This window comes from Bacillus cereus group sp. MYBK5-2 (assembly GCF_051915685.1).
Taxonomy (GTDB): domain Bacteria; phylum Bacillota; class Bacilli; order Bacillales; family Bacillaceae_G; genus Bacillus_A; species Bacillus_A cereus.
The window spans coordinates 280,824-302,554 of the sequence record NZ_JBQAFE010000001.1 but is presented as its reverse complement, the minus strand read 5'-3'; the positions used below and the strand labels follow the sequence as shown (position 1 = coordinate 302,554).

The following is a 21,731-nucleotide window of genomic DNA, read 5'->3' as shown; positions in this document are numbered from 1 at the left end:
TAATGTCCATACCGTTTTTTTATGAATATTTATTTACTTCTTGTCCCCTGACACTAATGTTCTGCTTAAAAACAGGAATTTTCATCCATATGTCTTGTTCCCTATTTTAAAACATAATACAATTAATATGTAACTTAATAAGCTATAACTAGTAGGCGTGGTAATCATCTCTTCCATTTTGAAAAAAGGGGGAGGTGATAATATGATCGCGATGTTTGTAATTAAATTAGTGTATGGTATCCTAACCGGAGCTGGCGTTGTCATCGGTAGAAGATACGTCGGTCCATGGCTAATTTCTGTATACAAAAAAGCGAGAACCACCCTGCTTCGTGGAAAAGGTAAGGGCGGTTCTCGGCTAAAACGTTAATGTAATTGTCTTATAACCGCACCTACTACCACCACAATAGCAAGTTAGGTTACACAAGGCAGAAGTTTCTCAGGCTTCTGTCTTTTTTATTTTATGCAAAATTCACACTAAATACTCTATCATCATTGTAACACATTTTATTTATTTTTAGTCAAGAGAAAAACCCACCTAAAGGCTCCCCTTCAGGTGGGTTTCTATTTTACGCTAACGCAGCTGCCTGTTCTTGTTGATCTACAGGAATTACAGCGTCTGTTAGTGCTTTTTCTAGTTCTGCTGTGTATTTCATTTCAACACTATTATCATTAATAACGCTATAAAGACATATACAGTGGTGAAAGCCTTCTTAGATCTGGAGAATTTTGAGTATGATAAATAATACCTTAATTCGTTCAAAACTTACAATAATGATGGCCTATTATTTATTATCTTGATTTAATTCTATAGAAACCTTTCTTTTCCCTATTCGATTTGCAAAAGGAACAAAAATAATAAACGCCATTCCTAACATAACTCCTACAATCGTATTCACAAAAATAAAATCAATATATACTTTCCCATGATCAATTAAACTAATAGCATATGTTAATAGAATCCCGGCAAAAGTACCAAGTATTAATCCTATAAGGATATATAGAATAACTTGTGTCATTATGACCCTTATAATCCCTCTTTTATCAATACATATCGTCCTTAAAACAGCAAATTCTTTTCTTTTTGAATTTATATTATTAATAAGAGTATTAAATACTCCTAACATAACACTAAACACCATTACTATCATCACTACAATAAATATGGACCATCTTTGATAAAACATTTGTTTTGCCTTTTTGACCGACTGTTCATAGCTATTGATTTGTAATTCTGGATACTGTTTTTTTAATTCTTCTAATTGTTTCAAGGTATATTGTTCATCGTTGGAGCTAATAAATAAACGACTAAATACAGTGAAATCTGTATTAAATTCTTTATTTCTCCAATCCATATACATTTCTACATTTGAGCCAGATAATTTTTGAACGATTTCCCCCACAACAACTCTTCCATTCTCTTCTATTTTTTGTGAGGATTCTGAGTACATACCAAGAACAATACTATCCCCTACATGAAGATCATGTTGTAGCGCAAAACCTTTAGTAATAACAACCTTATTTTCCACATTTGTAGAAAGAAGTGGAAGTAAATTTTGTTTCCCCATCTCCTTTAAATCAGCTAATGCATAATTAAAAGAAACATATTGATCGCCTTTCTTCAATTCTGCAGAAACAAAATTACTTAGCGTGCTTACTTCCTTAACACTTTTTATTTTTTTTATCTCCGCTTGCAATTCTGCATGCTTAATTGTTGAATTTTTACTTAAATGACTTTTCACAATAATATTTGTTGGATATTCTTGTTTTAAATATGCTTCTTCATTCTTTTGAATAGTTTTTAATAGTGCCGATCCAAAAACAGCAATAATCATCATTGTACTAATAGTCAAAACAACAAATGTATTCTTTTTTACTTGTGGTATAAGATTCTTAATTGCTACAAATGATGTATTACCAATAAGAAATTTAATGATAGGTAAAGTGCGCGTTAATAACGTTGGAAGATAAATAGGAAACAATATAAATATCCCTAATATTAATAACAGTGATCCAATTAATACAAACGCTACTCTTGTATCTTCTCCATAAGTTACAAACCTTCCTATAAGAATTAGAGCTACACTGATAAAAGTTATGAATTTCCCAAATTTCAAATACTTATTTTTATTAGAAAAATCGACTTTTTCATTGTCCTGCATAATTTTAAATGGCAACACTTTTGCACTCTTATAAGAGGGAAACAGCATGAATATTTCAATCAATATTGCGCCAAAAATCATGACCATTACTGCTATTTTATAATCAAATCCTAACGAACTAATTTGAAAAGAAAATAATTTTTCCAGCCATTTTTGCAAGAATTGATTACTTATTACAGCTAGCACAAAGCCCAAGATAGTACCAATAATATTAATCAAGCTACATTGAAATAACACAACTTTAAATATTTGTTTTGTTGTCGCTCCAATGGATCTCATAATAGAAATTTGATTTTTATATTTATATAAAAACAATTCAAAATTAGAAATAATCATCAATGAAGTAACAACAAGCATGAGTACCGACAAAATAATCATAAATATATTTAATGAGGCTAGATTACTCTTTAAAAATTCATCTTCTTCTGTTACATCAATTCGTAAGTCCGAATCAATTTCTCTAATTTGATTAGCTAATGTTAGTACATCTTCATTTTCTTTCATCTTAATTAAAACATAAGTGGCTTCAATATTTTTACTATTCTTTTCCTGCATAAGTCGTTGAACTGTATCTTTAGATAACATAATTATATCAGGAGGCATCCCCGTTGCATCTAAATCTGTCAATAACTCTTTTATCTTATATTGTTTATTTTCTATTAAAATACTATCCCCTATTCGAACCTTCAATACTTGAGCTAATTCTTTATTAATTATCACCTCATTGGATTCTATATTCTCATTAAAATGATACTTACTTTTTGTTAGTAAATCATTTTGAACCCCAACTGTATACATATTTGTGTTTAAACTATCAACTTTTAAACGTGTAACCAAGGCACTCGATGATTGTTTAATACTTTTTGAGGATGTAATTTTATCTAATAGGGACTTATCCATGACTTTTGTTTGATCACTACTGTAACCAACTGACAAATCCATATCTCCATATATCTGTTTAACTTTATTTTCTATTGAATGTCTAGCATTTACCGAGAAAGTTCCCATTGTGATAATTAACGAAATGGACAACATCACACTAACAATTGATGACAATGCAATAAATTTATTCGCTCTAAAAAAACGTAATGCTATTCCCCTAATAGATCTAATCATTGCACTTTCTCCATCAACGCTTTAAACTTCTCTAAAATATTTTCCATATCGACCGGTCCATTATCACATACATAATTGTCCACAATTTTTCCATCATGGAAAAAAATCACGCGATCTGCGTATGTTGCTACATTGGGATCATGTGTAACTAAAACCATACTTTGATTTAATTTTTTTTTCATCTCTACTAACATTTTTAAAAGTTCTGTAGTTCTATTAAAGTCTAAATTCCCAGTTGGTTCATCAGCTAATACGATAGGTGGTGATGTAATTAATGCTCTTCCGATAGCAACACGTTGCTGTTGCCCCCCTGAAAGTTGAACTGGTCGATGATTAGACCAGTTTTCCAAACCAACTAGTTCTATCATCTGCTGTACCTCAGTGTCTATTTCCTCTTTTTTTATATCTTTTAAAATAAGCGGTAATGCAATATTTTCTTTAACTGATAAATCTTTCAATAAATTAAATGATTGAAACACAAACCCTATATTCTCACTCCGGTATTTTGTCGCATATGGTTCAGTAAACATATTATTTTTCACTTCCCCATTTAACAAAATAGTGCCTTCATCTGGACTATCTAAAGCACCTAATATGTTAAGTAATGTACTCTTTCCTGAACCACTTGTTCCCATAACTGCAAGTAACTCACCTCTATATAAATCAAAGGATACATTTTTTAGCGCTTTAACTTCATAGCCAACGCCCTTATAAGTTTTACACAAATTTTTCACAGATAATAAAAACTGACTCTTTTCCATAATACACCTCAATGTCTTAAATCGAATTTTGCGTTATTTGTTCCTCATACCATTTTGCTTGTGATAAATACATTTCATAATACACTCCACGTTTATTCATCAACTCATCGTAGTTTCCCTCTTCAACTATATTCCCATTGTCCATTACAATAATTCTATCTGAATACTTTGTAGGTCCTAATCTATGAGAAATAGTTATTGTCGTTTTATTTTCAGATAATTTGTTGAAAAGTTCAAAAATTTTCATCTCACTTAGTGGATCTAATGCTGCAGTAGGCTCATCTAAAATAATTAAATCTGAATCTTTCAAGAACCCTCTTGCAATAGCTAATTTTTGCCACTCTCCACCAGATAACTCTCTCCCAGCTGGTATTTCTCTAGTTAAATATGTATCCAGATTAAATTGATAATTTTTTACTTTCTCATATAACCCTACCTTTTGTAGTGCATTATATAATTCCTGATCATCGTTTAACTTCTTTAGATTCCCAAATCCTAAATTTTCTCTTACACTAAATTTATATTTATAAAAATCCTGGAAAATTGCTGCTACTCTTTCAAAATAAGTTATTTTATCAATATCTTTAATATTTTTTTCGTTTACTCTAATTTCACCATCACTTACATCATAAAGGCCTAAAATACATTTAACTAGTGTAGTCTTTCCAGAACCATTATGCCCTACAATTGAAATATTTTCTCCCTTATTAATCTTTAAGTTTATATTATCCAATACCTTAACATTAGTTTTTGGATAATAAAAACTTATGTTTTTTAAAGATATCTCTTCTACGCTTTGAATTTCTATGGGATCTACTTCTTTTTTATTTTTAACATCGTAATCCAATATTTGCATTAGAGCACTATTATAGATAGCTGTCTCAAAAATCGAACCTAGATGAGAACCAATTGAACCAAATATTGATTGCACAGAAGCTACTGCCCCAAGTAAAGCAACATAGTCACCAATGGATAACTTATTATCAAATATTTGGTATACAAGTATTAAAGATACAACTAAACTAGACACCTGTAACAGTAATGCGGCAATCGATTTAGTTTTGCACTCCCATAAAGCTAAGTTGAGTTTATATTTTTGTATAACTTTAAATAAGTTAGACCATTTATTTAATAAAAAATCTCCCGAATCATTAATCTTTATCTCTCTGATAGCACTTTTATCAACAAAAAGGTTATCAGTAAAGCCCAGTTCTCTATCTTTAGCCGCTGTTTCTTTAGTCATTCTATAATTTTTAGACTTTGCTATAAAAATCAAAATAATACCTGGCAATGTAGACAAAAATAGTGCAATAGGTAATATCCAATGGATCGCAAGTAATATCCCACAAATCCCAATTAAAGAAATCAAACTTTGTAAAACCCCTATCAAACTACTAATTACCCTTACACCATTTCCGCTTATTGCTATATTCGCTAAATTTATAGTGTCAAAAAAACTACTATCTTCATATTCTTTTAATGGTATTTTAATCAATTTTGTTAACATTATTTTTTTTAGAACATAATTAACAGTCTGGGTAATACGAGTAAATATATATATTCCTATATTACTTAATACAGAAGAGAAGTACTGCAATAAAAAAGTTACTACCAACAAAATTATTACAACTTCTTGAGCATCAGGGTTATTATGTATATTAGTAATCGTGTCAATGGTTTGTTTATTTAAAATGATTAAAATTGGTGGAATAGTAGCGGTAATAAGTGATAATATACAAAATAAGATTAAACTCAAAGGATGCTCTCTATATATATAACCTAGAAAATATTTCTGAGTTTTTATAAATGCCCAAAATTGATTATGTCTTTTCTCCTTCACTATAATCCTCCTCTCAATTAGCTAGTTTAATTTTTCAAGTTATATAGTTAATCAAGTTTTCTTTAGTAATATGACTATTCTCTTCAACTTTACCACTTTCATCCACTCTCATTGCAAAAGGAAATACATCAATATTGAATTTATTAATAATAATATCTTCATCAATAAATAATGCTCTATCCTTATAAACACTATTGCTCATATATTTGAAATTTTTTTCTGTTTTTATTAAAACTAGTTTAATTTCACTTAGGTAGCTAATATTAAAAACATCTAACGAGCTAAAAACTTTATTACATTCTTTGCAATCTAGATCTAAAAAAACAAGTGTATTTTTATTTCCTAATACATTATCGTAAATCCCCTTTATGTCTCCATCAACATTGTTAAAATCAACGTTTGGAATCTTGTCTCCGATTTCTAGTCCCCCCTGAACTACTTGACCCCATTTTAATTTTAAAATTGTAATTATATGTAAGGCTGTTTGTATCGTTATAATAATAAGTAATGAAATTATTATTTGATGATTTATATCCATTATTGCTCCTCCAATTACAACTTAATTAGATAATTTATTAGGAAATATAATTTCAAATATTAATCGAATTAATATTAATGTTATTGTCCAAAATACAGAAATTATAATAATTTCTAGTCCATACATTAAATGCTCCTTATGAGTCAATACTGTGCTTAAATTTGTGCCATTAAATATTATATTTGGAATAATACTAAGCAATAATAGTAGACATTGAATTAATCCACCATAACCAAGTTTAGTCTCTATTATTTTTCCAAAACAAAAACATTTCTTTTGCTTTTTTTCAACAATTACTTTGAAGTTGATTAAAATAAACATGACTATCAAACCTATCGCTATAATATTAATAAACATATTATTATTAAAAATAATTAAGGATACACCTGAAAAAATCTCCAGAAAAGGGAATAACATTCCAAATATAGATGCTAATTTTTCAGGCATTAAATTCATTTCAACAATCGATTGAGATGCTTCTTTTATAGCAATCAATTTAAACAAACCCGAAATAAAAAAAAGTAATCCTACAGACACACTAAATATTAATGTTATAACATTCAAAAGCCTAATTCCTCCTAATCGATAACTAGTCTGCATAATATATCATGTTAAAATATGGTCTATTATAAAAGTCTAATCTCACAACCATATATCAGTACTATGGATAATAATAAAATAATATTAACAGCTAAATTTTTTGTTGTTACTTTCTTAGGCATATTTAAGGAAAAACAACCACAATTATTTATAAATTCTTTGTTTATGTTAATTACTATCAGTAATATATAAAACACTTGAATTATTAAACCTATAATTAGAACAATATTTGAATATATTGTAGTTATTAATAACAATGCTAAGAATAGCTCTAAAGCAATTAATAGAGAAGTAATAACATTTAGTGATTTTTCTTTTTTAACTATTTGATAATCTTTCATAGCCATATAATAAGCAAATGGCTTTTTCACTTTAGTTCTAACACTTTTTAGAAAAATCAAACCAAGAATAACATATGACATCTTAATCATAATTAGATAAACTGTATCCATAATTTAATCCTGCCCTAACCTTTTTTTGAGTTCTACCAGAAATTCTTGATTATTGAAGTTTTCCTCGAATTCACCAAAATGTATGATTTCTTTTAATTCCTTACCATTTTTCATATATATAATTGAAGGAATAAAACTAATGTCTAACATTTTAATAAGTTCCATATTTAGTTCAGTTGAAGCATGTGTGTCATTAGATAAATCTACTAAAACACATCGTCTTTCTTTATTAATAATATTTAACAACTCTATAAACAAATTAAAATCATGTATAAAGCTTTCTCTATCTGAGCATATAGCATATCCTGTATAGTCATTAATCTTCTTCCTAAATTCCGATCCACTCATAATACTTGCGGTAAAATCTTGATTTTTTTTAATTTTGATATATATGTATGCGCATGTAATAATTGCTACTATTAAAATTATTATAAAAAGGTAAGTCACCATTAAAATTCTCCTATGAATACTAATAAAATAAATTTAAAAACAATTAAACATTTTTTGTTTCATCAGTTTAGTAAATTAACATGTTTTATCAATGGATTAATATTCCTCTCATTAAAAACTATAAAATTAGGCAATCATACCAGCTACACAGCTGGTATGATTATCTTTCAATTTATTTAGCATTGGTTAGAGTCGGAACTACAACCATCTACAACCGCACATTTAAATACTTCTTTATATCCTGGAAGCCAACCAGCATGTACATATTTTCTTTTTTTCGTATAGTACGCTCCTGTTTCATCTAATGCGAAATTTTCTTTCCCCCAAGAGCAATCTCCTTTAATTACACTTTCACTTTTACCACAATTCACCATTGAAGGTTTTACAAATGTTTTCATTTAACTTATCTCCTTTAACTTTATAAGTATAATAATCCTAAATAATTACATATTATTTCTTAGCATTGGTTAGAGTCAGAACTACAGCCATCTACAACTGCACATTTAAATACTTCTTTATATCCTGGAAGCCAACCAGCATGTACATATTTTCTTTTTTTCGTATAGTACGCTCCTGTTTCATCTAATGCGAAATTTTCTTTCCCCCAAGAGCAATCTCCTTTAATTACACTTTCACTTTTACCACAATTCACCATTGAAGGTTTTACAAATGTTTTCATTTAACTTATCCCCTTTAGTTTTATGAGTATAATAACTTCAAATAATTTCTAACTATATTTCAATTACATTCCTGACATATTGTGCATTTCGAAAAATCTGTTACCAATAAATATACATATTGCGCTATTCACCTGTATATTTTTGCTTAATAAAATAATTATTTATTTATTTTTAGCATTGGTTAGAGTCAGAACTACAACCATCTACAACCGCACATTTAAATACTTCTTTATATCCTGGAAGCCAACCAGCATGTACATATTTTCTTTTTTTCGTATAGTACGCTCCTGTTTCATCTAATGCGAAATTTTCTTTCCCCCAAGAGCAATCTCCTTTAATTACACTTTCACTTTTACCACAATTCACCATTGAAGGTTTTACAAATGTTTTCATTTAAATCAATCTCCCTTATTGTTTTTTGATAAATAACGCAATAGTTTTATACTAATTTTAATTAAATATATTCATTATAAATTCACAAAAAATTAGTTAACATTAATTTCATATATAAAAATATTGTGTTATTTATTTGATATATTTTCTACTAATTATTTTGATTTAATCTTTGTTGATACTTTATAAACCATATTTCAATACAAAATAATGTCCAAAAATCTTTTCTATTTTCAAGACCATTTCTCCATTTTGCGAGTTCCTCGTGCCACTCTTCATGCGAAAGCAGGTTAAGCTTCTCTACAATCATCGGATTTTCCATTAATCTGTATATTTTATCCCAATTCTTTCGAATGCTTTTATAAGTATAATCTAAGTGGGTTGTTTTATTAATTTTATTAACAATATTTGGAGTTAAGTATTTCTCCATTGATTTTCTTAATATATATTTAGTAGTTTCAGTTGAAAATCTAAATTCACCGGGGATTTTGTAAACGAATTCGATTAATCTTCTGTCTAAAAACGGATGACTAATATCTGCACCTACTGCAGCACCTATTACCCTATCTATATATAAGTGCGCTTTAGCATTAGTAATTTGGTAATATAATTCCTTTTGGTGAAAACGTTTAATATTTCTCATTTTTTTATTCATAAACTTATAATAATTACTATCTGTATTCCCAATAAATTCTTTGGCTAAATCAGGAGATAGTACACAGTTATAAAAATTTTTAAGGGCTGATGTATTTGTAGTTATAGAATAATCAGTAATCCAAGAAAATGTTTTTTTCAGTTGTCCTTTATTAAAAAAATCTCGAGTTGTATGTAAGGAACCTTTTAATAGATGATCACCCGCGAAGCCACTCAATATGTTAACTAAGTTATTCTCAACTGATTTTTTCACAGTATTATATGTGAAATTAAAAGATATTGAATTTACATTCGGTTCAAAAGTAAAAGGGTCATCATTAGGGAATTTTTCAAACATCAATGTATTATCTAAATTTAAATATATTCCTTCATCATTATATTTGTGAGTTAATTCATTAATATATTCTCTTTCATCACAATTCTTCAATTCATCAAAAACTGCACTAACTGATGAAATATGGAGTTTTTTTTCTTCCTTCGCAATAATTTTGGAAGCTGCGTACAACGAGGTAGAATCCATCCCTCCACTCAACATTATTGCGTTTCCTTCCTCTTTATCTAGCCTATCTTTTACAGCTTGAAATAATAAATCTGAAAATTTTCTGAAATAATCTTCCTCAGTCTTATATAATATTGTTCCAGAAACTTTAGATAAATCCCAATATGTTTGCACTTTAGATACGTCCTGATTTATGTTTAAATAACATCCACTAGGGATTCTAAAAATATTATTATAGGGTGTATCTGTTGTATCAATTATTCCGTTTCTCTCATGAAATTCTTTGAAATAGTTATAATTTATATCTTTAAAATCAAAGTAACTCTTTAATAAGAAAATATCACTTGCTAAAACGTATTCATCCTTATGCTTAACCCAAAATAAAGTTTTCACCCCTATATGATCTCTTACTGCAAATGTTTTTTGCTTCGCTTGATCATACAGTACAAATGAGAATTCGCCTACCAAATCTTTTATAAATTCAATCCCTTTTTCTTTGTATAAATAACTAATGATATATTCACTTTCTACGTCTTCATCTAACGATATTGAAAGATTATATTTCCTTATAAGCTCTCTTTTGTTATGTAATACAATATCCCCAATAATTAATATGTCACCAAATTCAAATTTAGTGTTTATATTCTTATGGCTATTGGCGGCAAAAAATTCAAAATGATTTTTCATTCCATAATTTTCTTCAACTTTTATTTTAAATTCATCAAAAATAGTATTCTTTATACTTAGATTTTTAAAATCTTTTTCCTTAGAAGAAACGGATACCAAAAACCATTTCATTTTAAATCCTCCTTCTTTAATTCCCTCGAATCCAATATAATGTTATATCGACTTGTTTCTTCTTGGTCATCAAAAAAATTATCACCATTGCACTGTAACCATGCGTGAGCCTCAAAAGGAAATTTTTTAATCCCTATAACCATCTCAACTGGTATTGCGAAATTTTTTCTAATAATTTTATACCCTAGTAAAGTTTTATGTATGCAATCGGCCTTTCTTGGATACCAAACACAAACAACATCTAATATATGGAATATTCTTTCGATTTCACTTTTAGTTTTTTCTATAGATTCCTTGTCCCATTTTATATCCCTTATATCAAGATGTTTATATGCATATCTTTTAAATGTATTATTAAATCCATTTCTTGATAATTCCATGTCGAATTTTACTAATAATACTAACAAGTATATGTATGTATTCAAATTCTTAAACTTACTTATCAATCTCAATTACCCCTGCCTTCTCTAAATTAAAAATAAAATCCATTATTTCATTCTTAATAACTTCTCTTTCGCCATCAAACTCTTGAAATATAGAGTCAATTATCTTTGTTACTTCTGATAGAAGTTCGATTTTCTTCCAAATCTCAGATCCTGTGTGATCTAATGCATAGAAATTATTTTTAATCATATTCACTAGAATAATTTCATTATTTTCTTCATATACAATTACATCTTTATTTACCGAAATATCCAATTAATCAACTCCATTTTCCTGCCATTTATATTTCACAACACAAAACATATTTTTACAAAAAATATGTTTTTTTACTTTTTCCATTAGCGACATCTTGATATTACAATACGAACCAAAATTTGTATATAAGTTCCACATAATTTCCAATATTCAATTTTATATATCTGGATAAATAAATTAAAATTCCCTTTAGAGATACATATATCTAAATATTCTGACAGAAGAGAATCCGAATACTCCCACTTAATTATAATTTTCAAATATAAAAATTCTTCTAATCATCTAGTACAAAATAGAAGAGTGTTCTTTGATGGAAATTTATTTAATTTTAACTGTCCCCGTTTGAAACATACGTTTCCTTCTTGTTCTTTGTTACTTCACATATCGTTTTAATGATTTCGTGCAGTACAAAAAGTGAAAAACACCCTGCTTGCGAAAAAGGTAAGGGCGGTTCTCAATTAAATTGTTGATTTGATTGTTCAATAACCACATCTACTACCACCATAGAAGTATGGTTGTACAAGACAGAAATTCATGAGTGTTCTGTCTTTTTTTATTTTATGCAAAAAAGCTTATAAACCCATTAGAAACCTTAATATTCAAAATAAAATTAATACACTCTATTTACTTATAATCACGGTTTTAGTGCGTGCATAATAAAACAAAAAACCACCTAAAGGCTCCCCTTCAGGTGGTTCTCTATTTTATGCTAACGCAGCTGCCTGTTCTTGTTGATCTACAGGAATTACAGCGTCTGTTAGTGCTTTTTCTAGTTCAGCTGTATATTTCATTTGTTCTTCTTTGCTCCAGCCTAGTTTCGCAGCCATGTAGTTGATTACTGCTTCTTTCCACTCATATACCCAGTGGATGTTGAAGAATACAGCGCCTCTGCGGCGTACGAAGAAGTCAACTGGTTTTGCTGTCATTTCGTAATCCATTGCATATACAAGTGGGATTAGAACGTCTAGCGGCATGTTGTATTCTTTCGCTTCGTCTTTATGCTTTTTCGCTAAATCAAATAGTACGTCAACGTTAGAGCCGTAGAATTTCGCGAATTCTTCTGCTTGGGCTGTTGTTAAACCATATTTCGTACCTTCGCCAGCTTTTTTCGCAACGAATGCTGGGAATCCGTGTGAACCATCTACATGTCCACCAGAGATTGGCATATGTTTCGTGTCGCTCTTCGGATATGCGCTATGACCTTCTTTTTGTAGTAAGTTCGTTACGTAGTCTACTACCATTTCAGCCATTTTGCGGTATCCAGTTAATTTACCACCTGCGATTGTAATTAAACCAGATTCAGAAGTCCAAATTTCATCTTTACGCGAAATTTCAGATGCACTCTTACCTTCTTCATAAATTAACGGACGAACACCAGCCCAGCTTGATTCGATGTCTTTTTCCGTAATTTTTACGCTTGGGAACATATAGTTAATCGCATTAATGATGTATGTGCGATCTTCTGTTGTCATTTGTGGTACAGCTGCGTCTTTATCATAGAACGTATCTGTTGTACCTACATATGTTTTTCCGCCGCGAGGAATCGCGAACACCATACGTTTATCTGGTGTATCGAAGTAAATCGCTTGACCTAACGGGAAACGTTTTTGATCAATTACTAAGTGAACACCTTTTGATAACTGAAGTACTTTTCCTTTTTTCGAGTTATCTTTTTCACGAAGTGTATCTACCCAAGGACCAGCTGCGTTTACAATTTTCTTACCGTAAACTTCGTATACTTCACCGTCTAGTAAATCGATTACACGTACACCGCATACTTTTCCATCTTTATATAAGAAACTGTCTACTTTTGCGTAGTTAACAGCTTTTGCGCCGTGCTCAATTGCTTCTTTCATTACTTCAATTGTAAGACGCGCATCATCTGTACGATATTCTACGTAGTAACCGCCGCCTTTTAATCCTTCTTTTTTTACAAGAGGCTCTTTGTTTAGCGTTTCTTCACGGTTAAACATCTTTCTGCGCTCGCTTCGTTTTACACCTGCTAAGAAGTCGTATACACGAAGACCAATTGATGTACTAAATGATCCGAACGTACCGCCTGTATGGAACGGAAGTAACATCCACTCTGGTGTTGTTACATGGGGACCGTTCTCATATACGATCGCACGCTCTTTACCCACCTCTGCTACCATTTTCACTTCAAGTTGTTTTAAATAACGTAGACCACCGTGTACAAGCTTCGTTGAACGACTTGATGTACCTGCTGCAAAGTCCTGCATTTCAAACACAATTGTTGATAACCCGCGTGTTGCTCCATCTAATGCAATACCAGAACCAGTAATACCTCCACCAATTACGATCACATCTAACTCTTGTTTATTTACTCCGTTTAATACGTCTTTACGTTGTTTACTTGAAAATTTCATGGTAATTCCTCCCTTTGATAACGAAAAAAGAGACCACAAACTCCGCTATAGATTTCGCCTCTATAGCGCGTTGTGGTCTCTCCAAATCTCCTACCGAATTATTAACTTGTCACCATTATAACACTGTTTATGATTATTTGAAAGCTTTTGTTGCTTCAATTGCTTTTTTCCATCCAGCATATAGCTCTTCGCTTGTTTTCGCTTCCATCGTTGGCTCAAAGCGTTTGTCCATATGCCACTGTTCTTTAATTTCATCTTGGTTTTTCCAATATCCAACCGCAAGACCAGCTAAGTATGCTGCACCTAAAGCTGTTGTTTCATTGATCACTGGACGCTCTACAGGAACATCTAAAATATCACTTTGGAACTTCATTAAGAAGTTATTTTTAACTGCTCCGCCATCAACGCGTAATGTTTTCAGTTCAATACCTGAATCTGCTTCCATTGCGCATAATACATCTTTCGTTTGGTAAGCTAAAGATTCTAGCGTTGCACGAATGAAGTGCTCTTTCGTCGTACCGCGTGTTACACCAAACATAGCGCCGCGTACTTCACTATCCCAATAAGGTGTTCCTAGTCCAACGAATGCTGGTACAACGTATACACCGTCAGTTGATTCAACGCGAGAAGCATATACTTCACTCTCACTTGCATCTTTAAACATGCGCATTCCGTCGCGTAACCACTGAATTGCAGAACCTGCTACGAAAATACTTCCTTCTAATGCGTAGTTTACTTTACCATCTATTCCCCATGCAATTGTTGTTAATAGGCCGTGCTCAGAAGCTACTGCTTTTTCACCAGTGTTCATTAACATGAAACAACCAGTTCCGTAAGTATTTTTCGCCATACCTTCACCGAAACAAGCTTGTCCAAATAATGCTGCTTGTTGGTCACCAGCTACACCTGCAATCGGTACATTTTGGCCGAAGAAGTGGTAATCAATTGTTTCTCCGTAAATTTCAGATGATGGACGCACTTCTGGAAGCATGCTCTTTGGTACTGTTAACATTTCTAGAAGCTCATCATCCCACTGTAAGTCGTGAATGTTAAACATTAACGTACGTGATGCGTTTGAGTAATCTGTTACGTGTGCTTTACCACCAGATAGTTTCCATACAAGCCACGAATCAATTGTTCCGAATAATAGATCGCCGTTTTCTGCTTTCTCTCTTGCACCTTCAACGTTATCTAAAATCCATTTTACTTTCGTACCAGAGAAGTATGCATCAATTAAAAGACCTGTTTTTTCGCGAACCATTTCGCTATAACCTTTTTCTTTTAACTCATCACAAATTTCAGCTGTTTGGCGAGATTGCCATACGATTGCGTTGTAAATTGGTTTACTAGTTGTTTTATCCCATACAACCGTTGTTTCACGTTGGTTCGTAATACCGATACCAGCGATTTGTTCTGGTTTTACATCCGCTTCGCTTAAGCAAGTTGCGATAACTGCTAAAATAGATCCCCAAATTTCTTGTGCATTATGCTCTACCCAGCCCGGCTTTGGAAAATGTTGTGTAAACTCTTTTTGAGCTGAATGAACAATTTCACCTTTTTTATTGAAAAGAATTGCGCGTGAGCTTGTTGTTCCTTGGTCTAATGAAAGAATATATTTTTTCATATCGGTTTCCCCCTTATGCTACTTTTCTACTATTTGTATTGCTTCCGCTTTTTTTACTTGTCATATAAGAGATTGCTAGTACAATCACAGTTGCGATAATCACATAAATAAGTGCTGAATTTTGTTTTCCTTCAAATACAACTTGATGGAATAAACCTGCAAGTGATCCACCTAAAATTGGACCAACTACTGGAATCCATGCATACTTCCAGTTTGAACCGCCTTTTCCTGCAATCGGAAGGAAGAAGTGTGCGATACGCGGACCTAAATCACGCGCTGGGTTAATTGCGTATCCTGTTGTCCCACCTAATGATAAACCAATACTTACAATTAAGAAACCTACGATAAATGGATTTAATCCATCTGCAAATTTATTTGCACCAATTGCTAATATACCAAATACTAAAACGAATGTTCCAATCATTTCACTTAAAAGGTTTGCAAATGTGTTCGGAATTGCTGGACCTGTTGCAAATACACCTAACTTTGTTCCTGGATCTTCTGTTTCTTTCCAGTGTGGTAAGTAATGTAAATATACGATAACTGCCCCGATAATTGCCCCAATCATTTGTGCTACGATATAACCTGGTACGTCACTCCATGGGAACGCTCCCTTAAATGCTAATCCTATCGTTAAAGCTGGATTCAAATGTGCCCCACTAATTGATCCAACCGCATACGCTGCAACCGCTACTGCTAAGCCCCAGCCCATTGTAATAACAATCCAACCTGAATCTTTCGCAAACGATTTCTTTAAACTTACACCAGCACAAACGCCGCCACCAAGTACGATTAACAACGCAGTCCCTATTAACTCTCCTAAAAATGCTGACATAGTATCCCTCCACAATCAATTTAAACGCTTCCAAATGTGATAGAGGTAAAATGAATGGCCATTCGTTTTTGTCAAAAGAAAAAGACCCACAGCTTTGCACGCTTCTATATAAATTTATATAGAAACAATGAAATGTGGATCTCTACTTTTCTCCGTCACGTTTATTAACTTGTCTATAATGTTAACCTCTTATGAAAGCGGTGTCAACAGAATTTTTTCACATTTTCGTCACTTTTTTTGGTAATGTTTCCATAGTTCACGTTTTGATGTCGTAATTGCTGTCGCACCAGCGTTTAATGCTCTTTCCACATCTTCTACAGTACGAATAAAACCACCTGCTAAAATCGGTACACCAGTACGCTCTTTCACTTCAGCGATAACATCCGTTAATGCTCCAGGAAGTACCTCAATATAATCCGGTTTCGTCTTATCTAAAAGATTGCAGCTCTTCTCCATCGCACTCGAATCGATTAAAAAGATGCGTTGTATTGCCACAACACCTTTTTGCTTCGCCTTCATAATAACGCTCGCCTTTGTTGAAAGTAACCCGTACGGTCTAAACTCCTGACATAAATATTCCGTCGCATGCCCATCACTCTGCAAACCATGAATTAAATCCACATGTAAAAACACCTTTTTACAATATTGCTTCGCAAGCGATATAACACTCTTCAATTGACCGACATGAATATCTAAAATAACGATATATTCATACGAACTATGTAATAGCTTTTCCAAATCTTTAATTTGCCTCACTGCCGGCAAAATCTTCTGTTCATGAAATTCCATTCTAAATGTCCCCTTCTTTATGTCATCCTATCCTTTATAGTACACAATTTAAGTGAAAAGAACAGCCAGTGTTGGGGATTTCTTTCAAATCTTTCCTCTATTTATATATTTTCTTCAACTTATCGGAACCTATACCACCTATAATCATGAATACAAGGGGCAAAAGATTCATTACATATGGCGCATCTGCTACAATTGTAATACTTGCTCCTGCAAACTTATTTAGCATCCATACAACGATTTTGATAAGAAACAAAAATACTCCAAGCGTGAATAGACTATCGAAAAACAACTTCCATTTTGGATATGCTAATTGTTTACTATCTTCAATTATTTTCTGCGTCAATTCTTCATCACTCCTTAGCAGTTCATCAATTGTAATACCGAACAGATCACTTAAATGAATAATAATTTCAATGCTCGGATAGTTCTTTCCCGTCTCCCATTTCGAAACAGATTGCCTGCTCACATGAAGTTTTTCAGCCAAATCATTTTGCGACCAATTTCTTTTTTCCCTTTCTTCTTTTAAACGCTCACTAAAAATCATACTGTGTTTATCACCTCTCTATGCCCATTATGTTCAAATAAATGATGAAGAGTAAAGCGAGTTATCGTTGCATTTCCTGCACAACTTATACGTTACAGCTTATAATGGCGCTCTTTTATATGTATCTTCCCTATACTATGCTCCAATAATAATTTCCCGAACAATAATACAAGGGACGGATACTAATAAAGTGAAACTTTAATCAGCCCTCACTAATCGGGCTTTTACGGACAGCCCGCGCCCCACCTAACTTCTTTACTTCAGCTGAATTTTGAGGTGGGTCTTACTGCCCGACAAATAGCGGGATAAAGACTAGATTAGGCATAAAAAATACGCCATCCCTTCTTATCAGTCTCCAGAAAGAATAACGCAAATTTTCATTTTTACTCATCATTTTTCGGACTATATGAAAACCCCGGATATTTCACAACAGGCCACTTCTTCTTACGCAGAGAATCCATTACTTGCGGGCCAACATGTATATTACTCTCCACTATTTCTTTAGGAGTCAGTGCCATCCATTGATTTAACGATACATCTTCAAAACGATTGCTTCTGAACATCTCTAAAAACCATAATGTTTCGGTACCTGTATTTTGAATATAATGCCCCGTCGCAAACGGTACATATCCGACATCGCCAGCTCTATAATCAAATGTACGAGCGGTACCATTTCCAAGAAACACAGTCATTCTCGCTTCCCCTGTCAAATAATATTGCCATTCATCATTATTCGGGTGCCAATGAAGTTCTCTCATTCCACCAGGCTCAACCTCAACGAGCGCTGCTGCGATTGTTTTGGAAATAGGGAAATTTGTGGAATCTACAATTCGAACGCTACCACCAGGCGTCTTAATCGGCTTTTGTTTTAACAATTCATGTTTAAATGTTAAAGGAACTTCTCCTTTCGGTGATTGAACTTCCTGACTTTCAAGGGAACCTGGCACCTCTCCTTGATAAATATAAACTTGATCTGAAGGGATAGAACGAAAAGCACTCTCAGGTACTCCAAAATTAGCCGACAACACCTCTTTTGGCGTATGCGCAAACCAATCAGAAATAGCTAAAGTAGATAAATCAGAAAAATGTCCATCATCGAAAACGAGTAGAAATTCACAATGTTCCAACCCTTGAATGGAATGCGGAATACCAGGCGGAAAATACCAAAGATCACCTGGTCCAACATCAGCAATAAAATTCCGTCCATTTTGATCAACAGCCGTTATGCGTGCCCGTCCTAAAAGCATATACGCCCATTCCGCTTCTTTATGCCAATGTAGTTCTCGTACTCCACCGGCCGTTAAACTCATATTTACTCCTGCAATCGTCGTCGAAACCGGTAGTTCTCGAACAGTAATCTCCCGAGACCACCCGCCTTGTTTCAAAATCATAGAAGTGTCCGAGAATGAAAACTTCAAGTTAGGAACTAACCCTGCATCCGTTATAGGCGGAACAAGCATATTCGGATTTTGAATATCCCGCATAACATTACGAGGTCCAGAATCAATCGCACCTGCTCCGTCGCTGCGGATTGGTTGTGGCACATTCCTTCCTGCTTCATTAACAGTACGTTTCTTCATGATTACACTCCTTTTTCATCCGGTTATGAAGTAAAAAGCCTCCATCATAGTGTATGAATTGGGCTTTAGATGGTTACAGTTACTATGATTTAAACCGTGAAAAAACGCGTCTACTATTGTTATTTTTTATCGGAAATTCAATATTCCCCATCAAATCTTCTTGTTCATTTCTCAACTTATACTAGTATGCTTAGCGCTTAGGAAGACAAAAAAATAAACTAGAACTAACAAAAAACCCTGTAAAATTTATTACAGAGTTTTTCACCAATTATTTATTGTTTTACATATCGAATACGAACATTATCGTCCATTTGATAAATTTGTAATGTGTTTCCATAACTAATTCCTAACTCTTCACTTGCACCAACTGCACCCACAAGTACCTCTTAAAATAATTTATTCTTAGTTGGTTTTGCTACCGATACTCTTCGCTGCCTCTTCAAACAGTTTCGAACCTTCTTGTGCTTTACTTACTGATTGATGCATTTTACTTTCGTCTTCTTGGTCCAATGCATCAAAGAGAAGTTGAAAACAATCCGCATACAGTTCCATCGATTGCTTTATCTTCGCCTGTTCTCCCTGTAACTCAGGGGGCGCTTGTAAATTCTTCAGTTTCTTCGTTGTTGCCTTTGCTCCACCTAAACTTAGTTGTACTTCACTTTTCTTTTGTTTATATGATTTTACGTCTGAATCTGCTATTCCTTCAATTAATTTCATTGTATCTTCAATTTGAGTAGCACTATTTATGATATCTGCCTTGTACCTTTCAACATCTGAACCAGTTACCTTACCAGGTGAAGAAGTTGAATTATTTGAAGAAGAACTTGGTTGACTACTTGATGAACTACTGTTTGTACCTTCACCTTTCGCTACAGATAAGCTATCCTCTTTCTTGCTATCAGTTGACTTACTCTCTTTTTCAGAAGCCTTATTTTCTTTCTCTACCTGTTGTGTTTCTTCTTTCTTTGGTTCATTAGCTTTCTTACCATCCGTTTCAATTGTAATACAACCGCTCAATAACATAACTGGTAATGCTAAACTTACTAATTTCTTTGCCTTCATGATTACTACTACCCCTTTAGTTGTAAAATTTAATGTGAAAAAGTTAATATACTTAATTAATAAATTTCCCCCGAATAATTTATTAAAATCTACTAACCATAGATTTCCTGTATATTCATAATCTTTCCATATATAACATTTTACAAAGAATTACATATTTGGTCAAAGGGATTTATGTAGTCCTTAAAAGGAAATTTTAATCACAAAGAAAAGAAGCTAACAATAAATTGTTAACTTCTCAGCTTAAGGAAAAATAGTATCTTTCCTTATCTTCTAATATCTAGGTTGTGATTGAATATTTGTAAGATGAACATCATACATATCAATGATTTCAAGAAATCTATCAGCTTCACGGAAAACATGGTCTGCTAATAATGGATGAATGATACTCTTTATTTTACATTGCTCAATTAAATCACGTGCTGTTTTCTTAAAATCCCGAAGAGATGCAACTGACACGCGATTTTGATCTAAAAATTGATCTAAAAGAGGAGCTGTTTGGGATTGTGGTTTCATAGATTCTAAGTCAATTGCTTGATACATCAATTCATCAAAATCATTGCTAAAATTTCGTGCTGTATCTACAAGCTTTCTTTCCGACGGATCAAGAAGATGGCCAATAAATTTAGCATGGTCTGCCATAATCCGTAAAAAGAAAACATTTTCTTTAATAATAGCATCAGGAAGGGCATTCAATTTACCTTCATTTAATTGTATTAAACGTTTTCTAAAATAATCAGCTTCCCTACTTGTATGGTCAACTAAAAGTGGAAAGTTATTTTGTCCTGGCAATTTACATGTGAGAATTAATCCTAAAATTTTTCGTTTAAATCCCCAAATATTAGTTGCGGCTTGTTGTACTTCTGCATTAAATCTTTTTATTTGCTCAGGATCTGTTTCATTTGTATAGGAATGCGCTATTTGTTCAATATGTTCAAACAACCGATAAAATTGATTCGCCTCTTCAATTAATTGAGTATCCTCACATCTAAATCCCAATCGAAGAAAAAAAGAATGCTCCTTCATGATTCTAGACCAAAAACGAATTTCATTTAATGAACGTTCAACAAACATTACAGACGTAACGCCTGTATCAGGATGTAATGAAGTTTCATCCCTATGCATTGTTAATCCCCCCCAGTAAAATCCCCGCTAGTTCCATTCTTATGAGGAAAAATATATATAAATACCATCAATAAAAGTTTATTATGACTCTCTTATACATGTAAAATTAAACTAATATAACCTTAGCTTGATGAACATATACT

22 protein-coding genes are annotated in these 21,731 nt (G+C 32.5%); 1 reads left to right on the top strand and 21 read right to left on the bottom strand.

Going from position 1 to position 21,731, the window contains the following annotated elements; translation table 11 throughout:
- The first annotated feature begins 202 nt into the window (after window positions 1-202).
- Window positions 203-367: a hypothetical protein gene (locus tag ACTFP3_RS01715; protein ID WP_000561154.1), complete on the top strand. Its 165-nt coding sequence runs from the start codon at window positions 203-205 to the stop codon at window positions 365-367.
- Window positions 368-782: 415 nt separating this feature from the next.
- Here the strand turns inward: ACTFP3_RS01715 and ACTFP3_RS01710 are convergent, their stop codons facing one another.
- The 21 genes from ACTFP3_RS01710 to ACTFP3_RS01610 form a co-directional block, all read right to left on the bottom strand.
- Window positions 783-3,275, bottom strand: coding sequence for an ABC transporter permease (locus ACTFP3_RS01710; protein WP_000621279.1), 2,493 nt, complete (start codon window positions 3,273-3,275; stop codon window positions 783-785).
- Window positions 3,272-4,036: an ABC transporter ATP-binding protein gene (locus ACTFP3_RS01705; protein WP_000415763.1), complete on the bottom strand. Its 765-nt coding sequence runs from the start codon at window positions 4,034-4,036 to the stop codon at window positions 3,272-3,274. Before ACTFP3_RS01705 ends, ACTFP3_RS01710 begins: the two co-directional genes overlap by 4 nt.
- A gap of 16 nt (window positions 4,037-4,052) precedes the next feature.
- Window positions 4,053-5,876, bottom strand: coding sequence for an ABC transporter ATP-binding protein (locus tag ACTFP3_RS01700; protein ID WP_000660696.1), 1,824 nt, complete (start codon window positions 5,874-5,876; stop codon window positions 4,053-4,055).
- 34 nt (window positions 5,877-5,910) lie between these two features.
- On the bottom strand, window positions 5,911-6,414 hold the full coding sequence (locus tag ACTFP3_RS01695; protein WP_000353919.1) for a hypothetical protein: 504 nt from the start codon (window positions 6,412-6,414) through the stop codon (window positions 5,911-5,913).
- A 21-nt stretch (window positions 6,415-6,435) separates the two neighbouring features.
- A complete protein-coding gene (locus tag ACTFP3_RS01690) occupies window positions 6,436-6,978 on the bottom strand; it encodes a MauE/DoxX family redox-associated membrane protein (RefSeq protein WP_001100995.1) in 543 nt (180 codons plus the stop codon).
- A gap of 62 nt (window positions 6,979-7,040) precedes the next feature.
- The gene (locus tag ACTFP3_RS01685; protein WP_000381999.1) at window positions 7,041-7,466 is read right to left on the bottom strand and encodes a MauE/DoxX family redox-associated membrane protein; all 426 of its coding nucleotides are present in this window, start codon (window positions 7,464-7,466) and stop codon (window positions 7,041-7,043) included.
- 3 nt (window positions 7,467-7,469) lie between these two features.
- Window positions 7,470-7,916, bottom strand: coding sequence for a hypothetical protein (locus ACTFP3_RS01680; RefSeq protein WP_000259342.1), 447 nt, complete (start codon window positions 7,914-7,916; stop codon window positions 7,470-7,472).
- A 176-nt stretch (window positions 7,917-8,092) separates the two neighbouring features.
- A complete protein-coding gene (locus ACTFP3_RS01675) occupies window positions 8,093-8,314 on the bottom strand; it encodes a hypothetical protein (protein WP_000847606.1) in 222 nt (73 codons plus the stop codon).
- A 59-nt stretch (window positions 8,315-8,373) separates the two neighbouring features.
- Window positions 8,374-8,595 carry a hypothetical protein gene (locus ACTFP3_RS01670; protein ID WP_000847606.1) on the bottom strand — a complete coding sequence of 74 codons (222 nt, stop codon included), beginning with the start codon at window positions 8,593-8,595 and terminating at the stop codon, window positions 8,374-8,376.
- Between the two features lie 172 nt (window positions 8,596-8,767).
- Complete coding sequence (locus ACTFP3_RS01665) at window positions 8,768-8,989, bottom strand: hypothetical protein (protein ID WP_000847606.1); 222 nt, start codon at window positions 8,987-8,989, stop codon at window positions 8,768-8,770.
- Window positions 8,990-9,140: 151 nt separating this feature from the next.
- Complete coding sequence (locus ACTFP3_RS01660; RefSeq protein ID WP_000870873.1) at window positions 9,141-10,940, bottom strand: asparagine synthase-related protein; 1,800 nt, start codon at window positions 10,938-10,940, stop codon at window positions 9,141-9,143.
- The gene (locus ACTFP3_RS01655; RefSeq protein ID WP_000623755.1) at window positions 10,937-11,386 is read right to left on the bottom strand and encodes a lasso peptide biosynthesis B2 protein; all 450 of its coding nucleotides are present in this window, start codon (window positions 11,384-11,386) and stop codon (window positions 10,937-10,939) included. Before ACTFP3_RS01655 ends, ACTFP3_RS01660 begins: the two co-directional genes overlap by 4 nt.
- Window positions 11,376-11,639 (bottom strand): PqqD family protein, encoded by a 264-nt coding sequence (locus ACTFP3_RS01650; RefSeq protein WP_000355425.1) that lies wholly within the window; start codon window positions 11,637-11,639, stop codon window positions 11,376-11,378. The genes ACTFP3_RS01655 and ACTFP3_RS01650 overlap by 11 nt, the downstream gene beginning before the upstream one ends.
- Before the next feature lie 704 nt (window positions 11,640-12,343).
- Window positions 12,344-14,026 (bottom strand): aerobic glycerol-3-phosphate dehydrogenase, encoded by a 1,683-nt coding sequence (glpD, locus tag ACTFP3_RS01645; protein ID WP_000672831.1) that lies wholly within the window; start codon window positions 14,024-14,026, stop codon window positions 12,344-12,346.
- Window positions 14,027-14,159: 133 nt separating this feature from the next.
- A complete protein-coding gene (gene glpK, locus ACTFP3_RS01640) occupies window positions 14,160-15,650 on the bottom strand; it encodes a glycerol kinase GlpK (protein ID WP_000760011.1) in 1,491 nt (496 codons plus the stop codon).
- A gap of 13 nt (window positions 15,651-15,663) precedes the next feature.
- Window positions 15,664-16,485, bottom strand: coding sequence for a glycerol uptake facilitator protein GlpF (gene glpF, locus ACTFP3_RS01635; protein WP_001272200.1), 822 nt, complete (start codon window positions 16,483-16,485; stop codon window positions 15,664-15,666).
- Between the two features lie 228 nt (window positions 16,486-16,713).
- Window positions 16,714-17,274, bottom strand: a complete 561-nt coding sequence (gene glpP, locus ACTFP3_RS01630; protein ID WP_000394285.1) for a glycerol uptake operon antiterminator GlpP — start codon at window positions 17,272-17,274, stop codon at window positions 16,714-16,716.
- A gap of 97 nt (window positions 17,275-17,371) precedes the next feature.
- Window positions 17,372-17,821 carry a helix-turn-helix domain-containing protein gene (locus tag ACTFP3_RS01625; RefSeq protein ID WP_124749364.1) on the bottom strand — a complete coding sequence of 150 codons (450 nt, stop codon included), beginning with the start codon at window positions 17,819-17,821 and terminating at the stop codon, window positions 17,372-17,374.
- Window positions 17,822-18,204: 383 nt separating this feature from the next.
- Entirely contained in the window at window positions 18,205-19,401 is a 1,197-nt protein-coding gene (locus ACTFP3_RS01620) for an oxalate decarboxylase family bicupin (protein ID WP_098771954.1), read from the bottom strand.
- 402 nt (window positions 19,402-19,803) lie between these two features.
- Entirely contained in the window at window positions 19,804-20,463 is a 660-nt protein-coding gene (locus ACTFP3_RS01615) for a DUF7018 domain-containing (lipo)protein (RefSeq protein ID WP_000644846.1), read from the bottom strand.
- A 273-nt stretch (window positions 20,464-20,736) separates the two neighbouring features.
- Window positions 20,737-21,588, bottom strand: coding sequence for a DUF2935 domain-containing protein (locus ACTFP3_RS01610; protein ID WP_025688413.1), 852 nt, complete (start codon window positions 21,586-21,588; stop codon window positions 20,737-20,739).
- Between the last annotated feature and the right edge of the window lie 143 nt (window positions 21,589-21,731).

What these genes read in the sequence shown, in the direction of transcription:
- ACTFP3_RS01615 (WP_000644846.1), bottom strand. Translation starts at nt 20,463, where the DNA reads ATGAAGGCAAAGAAATTAGTAAGTTTAGCATTACCAGTTATGTTATTG.
- ACTFP3_RS01610 (WP_025688413.1), bottom strand. Translation starts at nt 21,588, where the DNA reads ATGCATAGGGATGAAACTTCATTACATCCTGATACAGGCGTTACGTCT.
- glpK (WP_000760011.1), bottom strand. Translation starts at nt 15,650, where the DNA reads ATGAAAAAATATATTCTTTCATTAGACCAAGGAACAACAAGCTCACGC.
- ACTFP3_RS01710 (WP_000621279.1), bottom strand. Translation starts at nt 3,275, where the DNA reads ATGATTAGATCTATTAGGGGAATAGCATTACGTTTTTTTAGAGCGAAT.
- ACTFP3_RS01660 (WP_000870873.1), bottom strand. Translation starts at nt 10,940, where the DNA reads ATGAAATGGTTTTTGGTATCCGTTTCTTCTAAGGAAAAAGATTTTAAA.
- ACTFP3_RS01695 (WP_000353919.1), bottom strand. Translation starts at nt 6,414, where the DNA reads ATGGATATAAATCATCAAATAATAATTTCATTACTTATTATTATAACG.
- ACTFP3_RS01715 (WP_000561154.1), top strand. Translation starts at nt 203, where the DNA reads ATGATCGCGATGTTTGTAATTAAATTAGTGTATGGTATCCTAACCGGA.
- glpD (WP_000672831.1), bottom strand. Translation starts at nt 14,026, where the DNA reads ATGAAATTTTCAAGTAAACAACGTAAAGACGTATTAAACGGAGTAAAT.
- glpF (WP_001272200.1), bottom strand. Translation starts at nt 16,485, where the DNA reads ATGTCAGCATTTTTAGGAGAGTTAATAGGGACTGCGTTGTTAATCGTA.
- ACTFP3_RS01625 (WP_124749364.1), bottom strand. Translation starts at nt 17,821, where the DNA reads ATGATTTTTAGTGAGCGTTTAAAAGAAGAAAGGGAAAAAAGAAATTGG.
- ACTFP3_RS01665 (WP_000847606.1), bottom strand. Translation starts at nt 8,989, where the DNA reads ATGAAAACATTTGTAAAACCTTCAATGGTGAATTGTGGTAAAAGTGAA.
- ACTFP3_RS01705 (WP_000415763.1), bottom strand. Translation starts at nt 4,036, where the DNA reads ATGGAAAAGAGTCAGTTTTTATTATCTGTGAAAAATTTGTGTAAAACT.
- ACTFP3_RS01685 (WP_000381999.1), bottom strand. Translation starts at nt 7,466, where the DNA reads ATGGATACAGTTTATCTAATTATGATTAAGATGTCATATGTTATTCTT.
- ACTFP3_RS01620 (WP_098771954.1), bottom strand. Translation starts at nt 19,401, where the DNA reads ATGAAGAAACGTACTGTTAATGAAGCAGGAAGGAATGTGCCACAACCA.
- ACTFP3_RS01680 (WP_000259342.1), bottom strand. Translation starts at nt 7,916, where the DNA reads ATGGTGACTTACCTTTTTATAATAATTTTAATAGTAGCAATTATTACA.
- glpP (WP_000394285.1), bottom strand. Translation starts at nt 17,274, where the DNA reads ATGGAATTTCATGAACAGAAGATTTTGCCGGCAGTGAGGCAAATTAAA.
- ACTFP3_RS01670 (WP_000847606.1), bottom strand. Translation starts at nt 8,595, where the DNA reads ATGAAAACATTTGTAAAACCTTCAATGGTGAATTGTGGTAAAAGTGAA.
- ACTFP3_RS01675 (WP_000847606.1), bottom strand. Translation starts at nt 8,314, where the DNA reads ATGAAAACATTTGTAAAACCTTCAATGGTGAATTGTGGTAAAAGTGAA.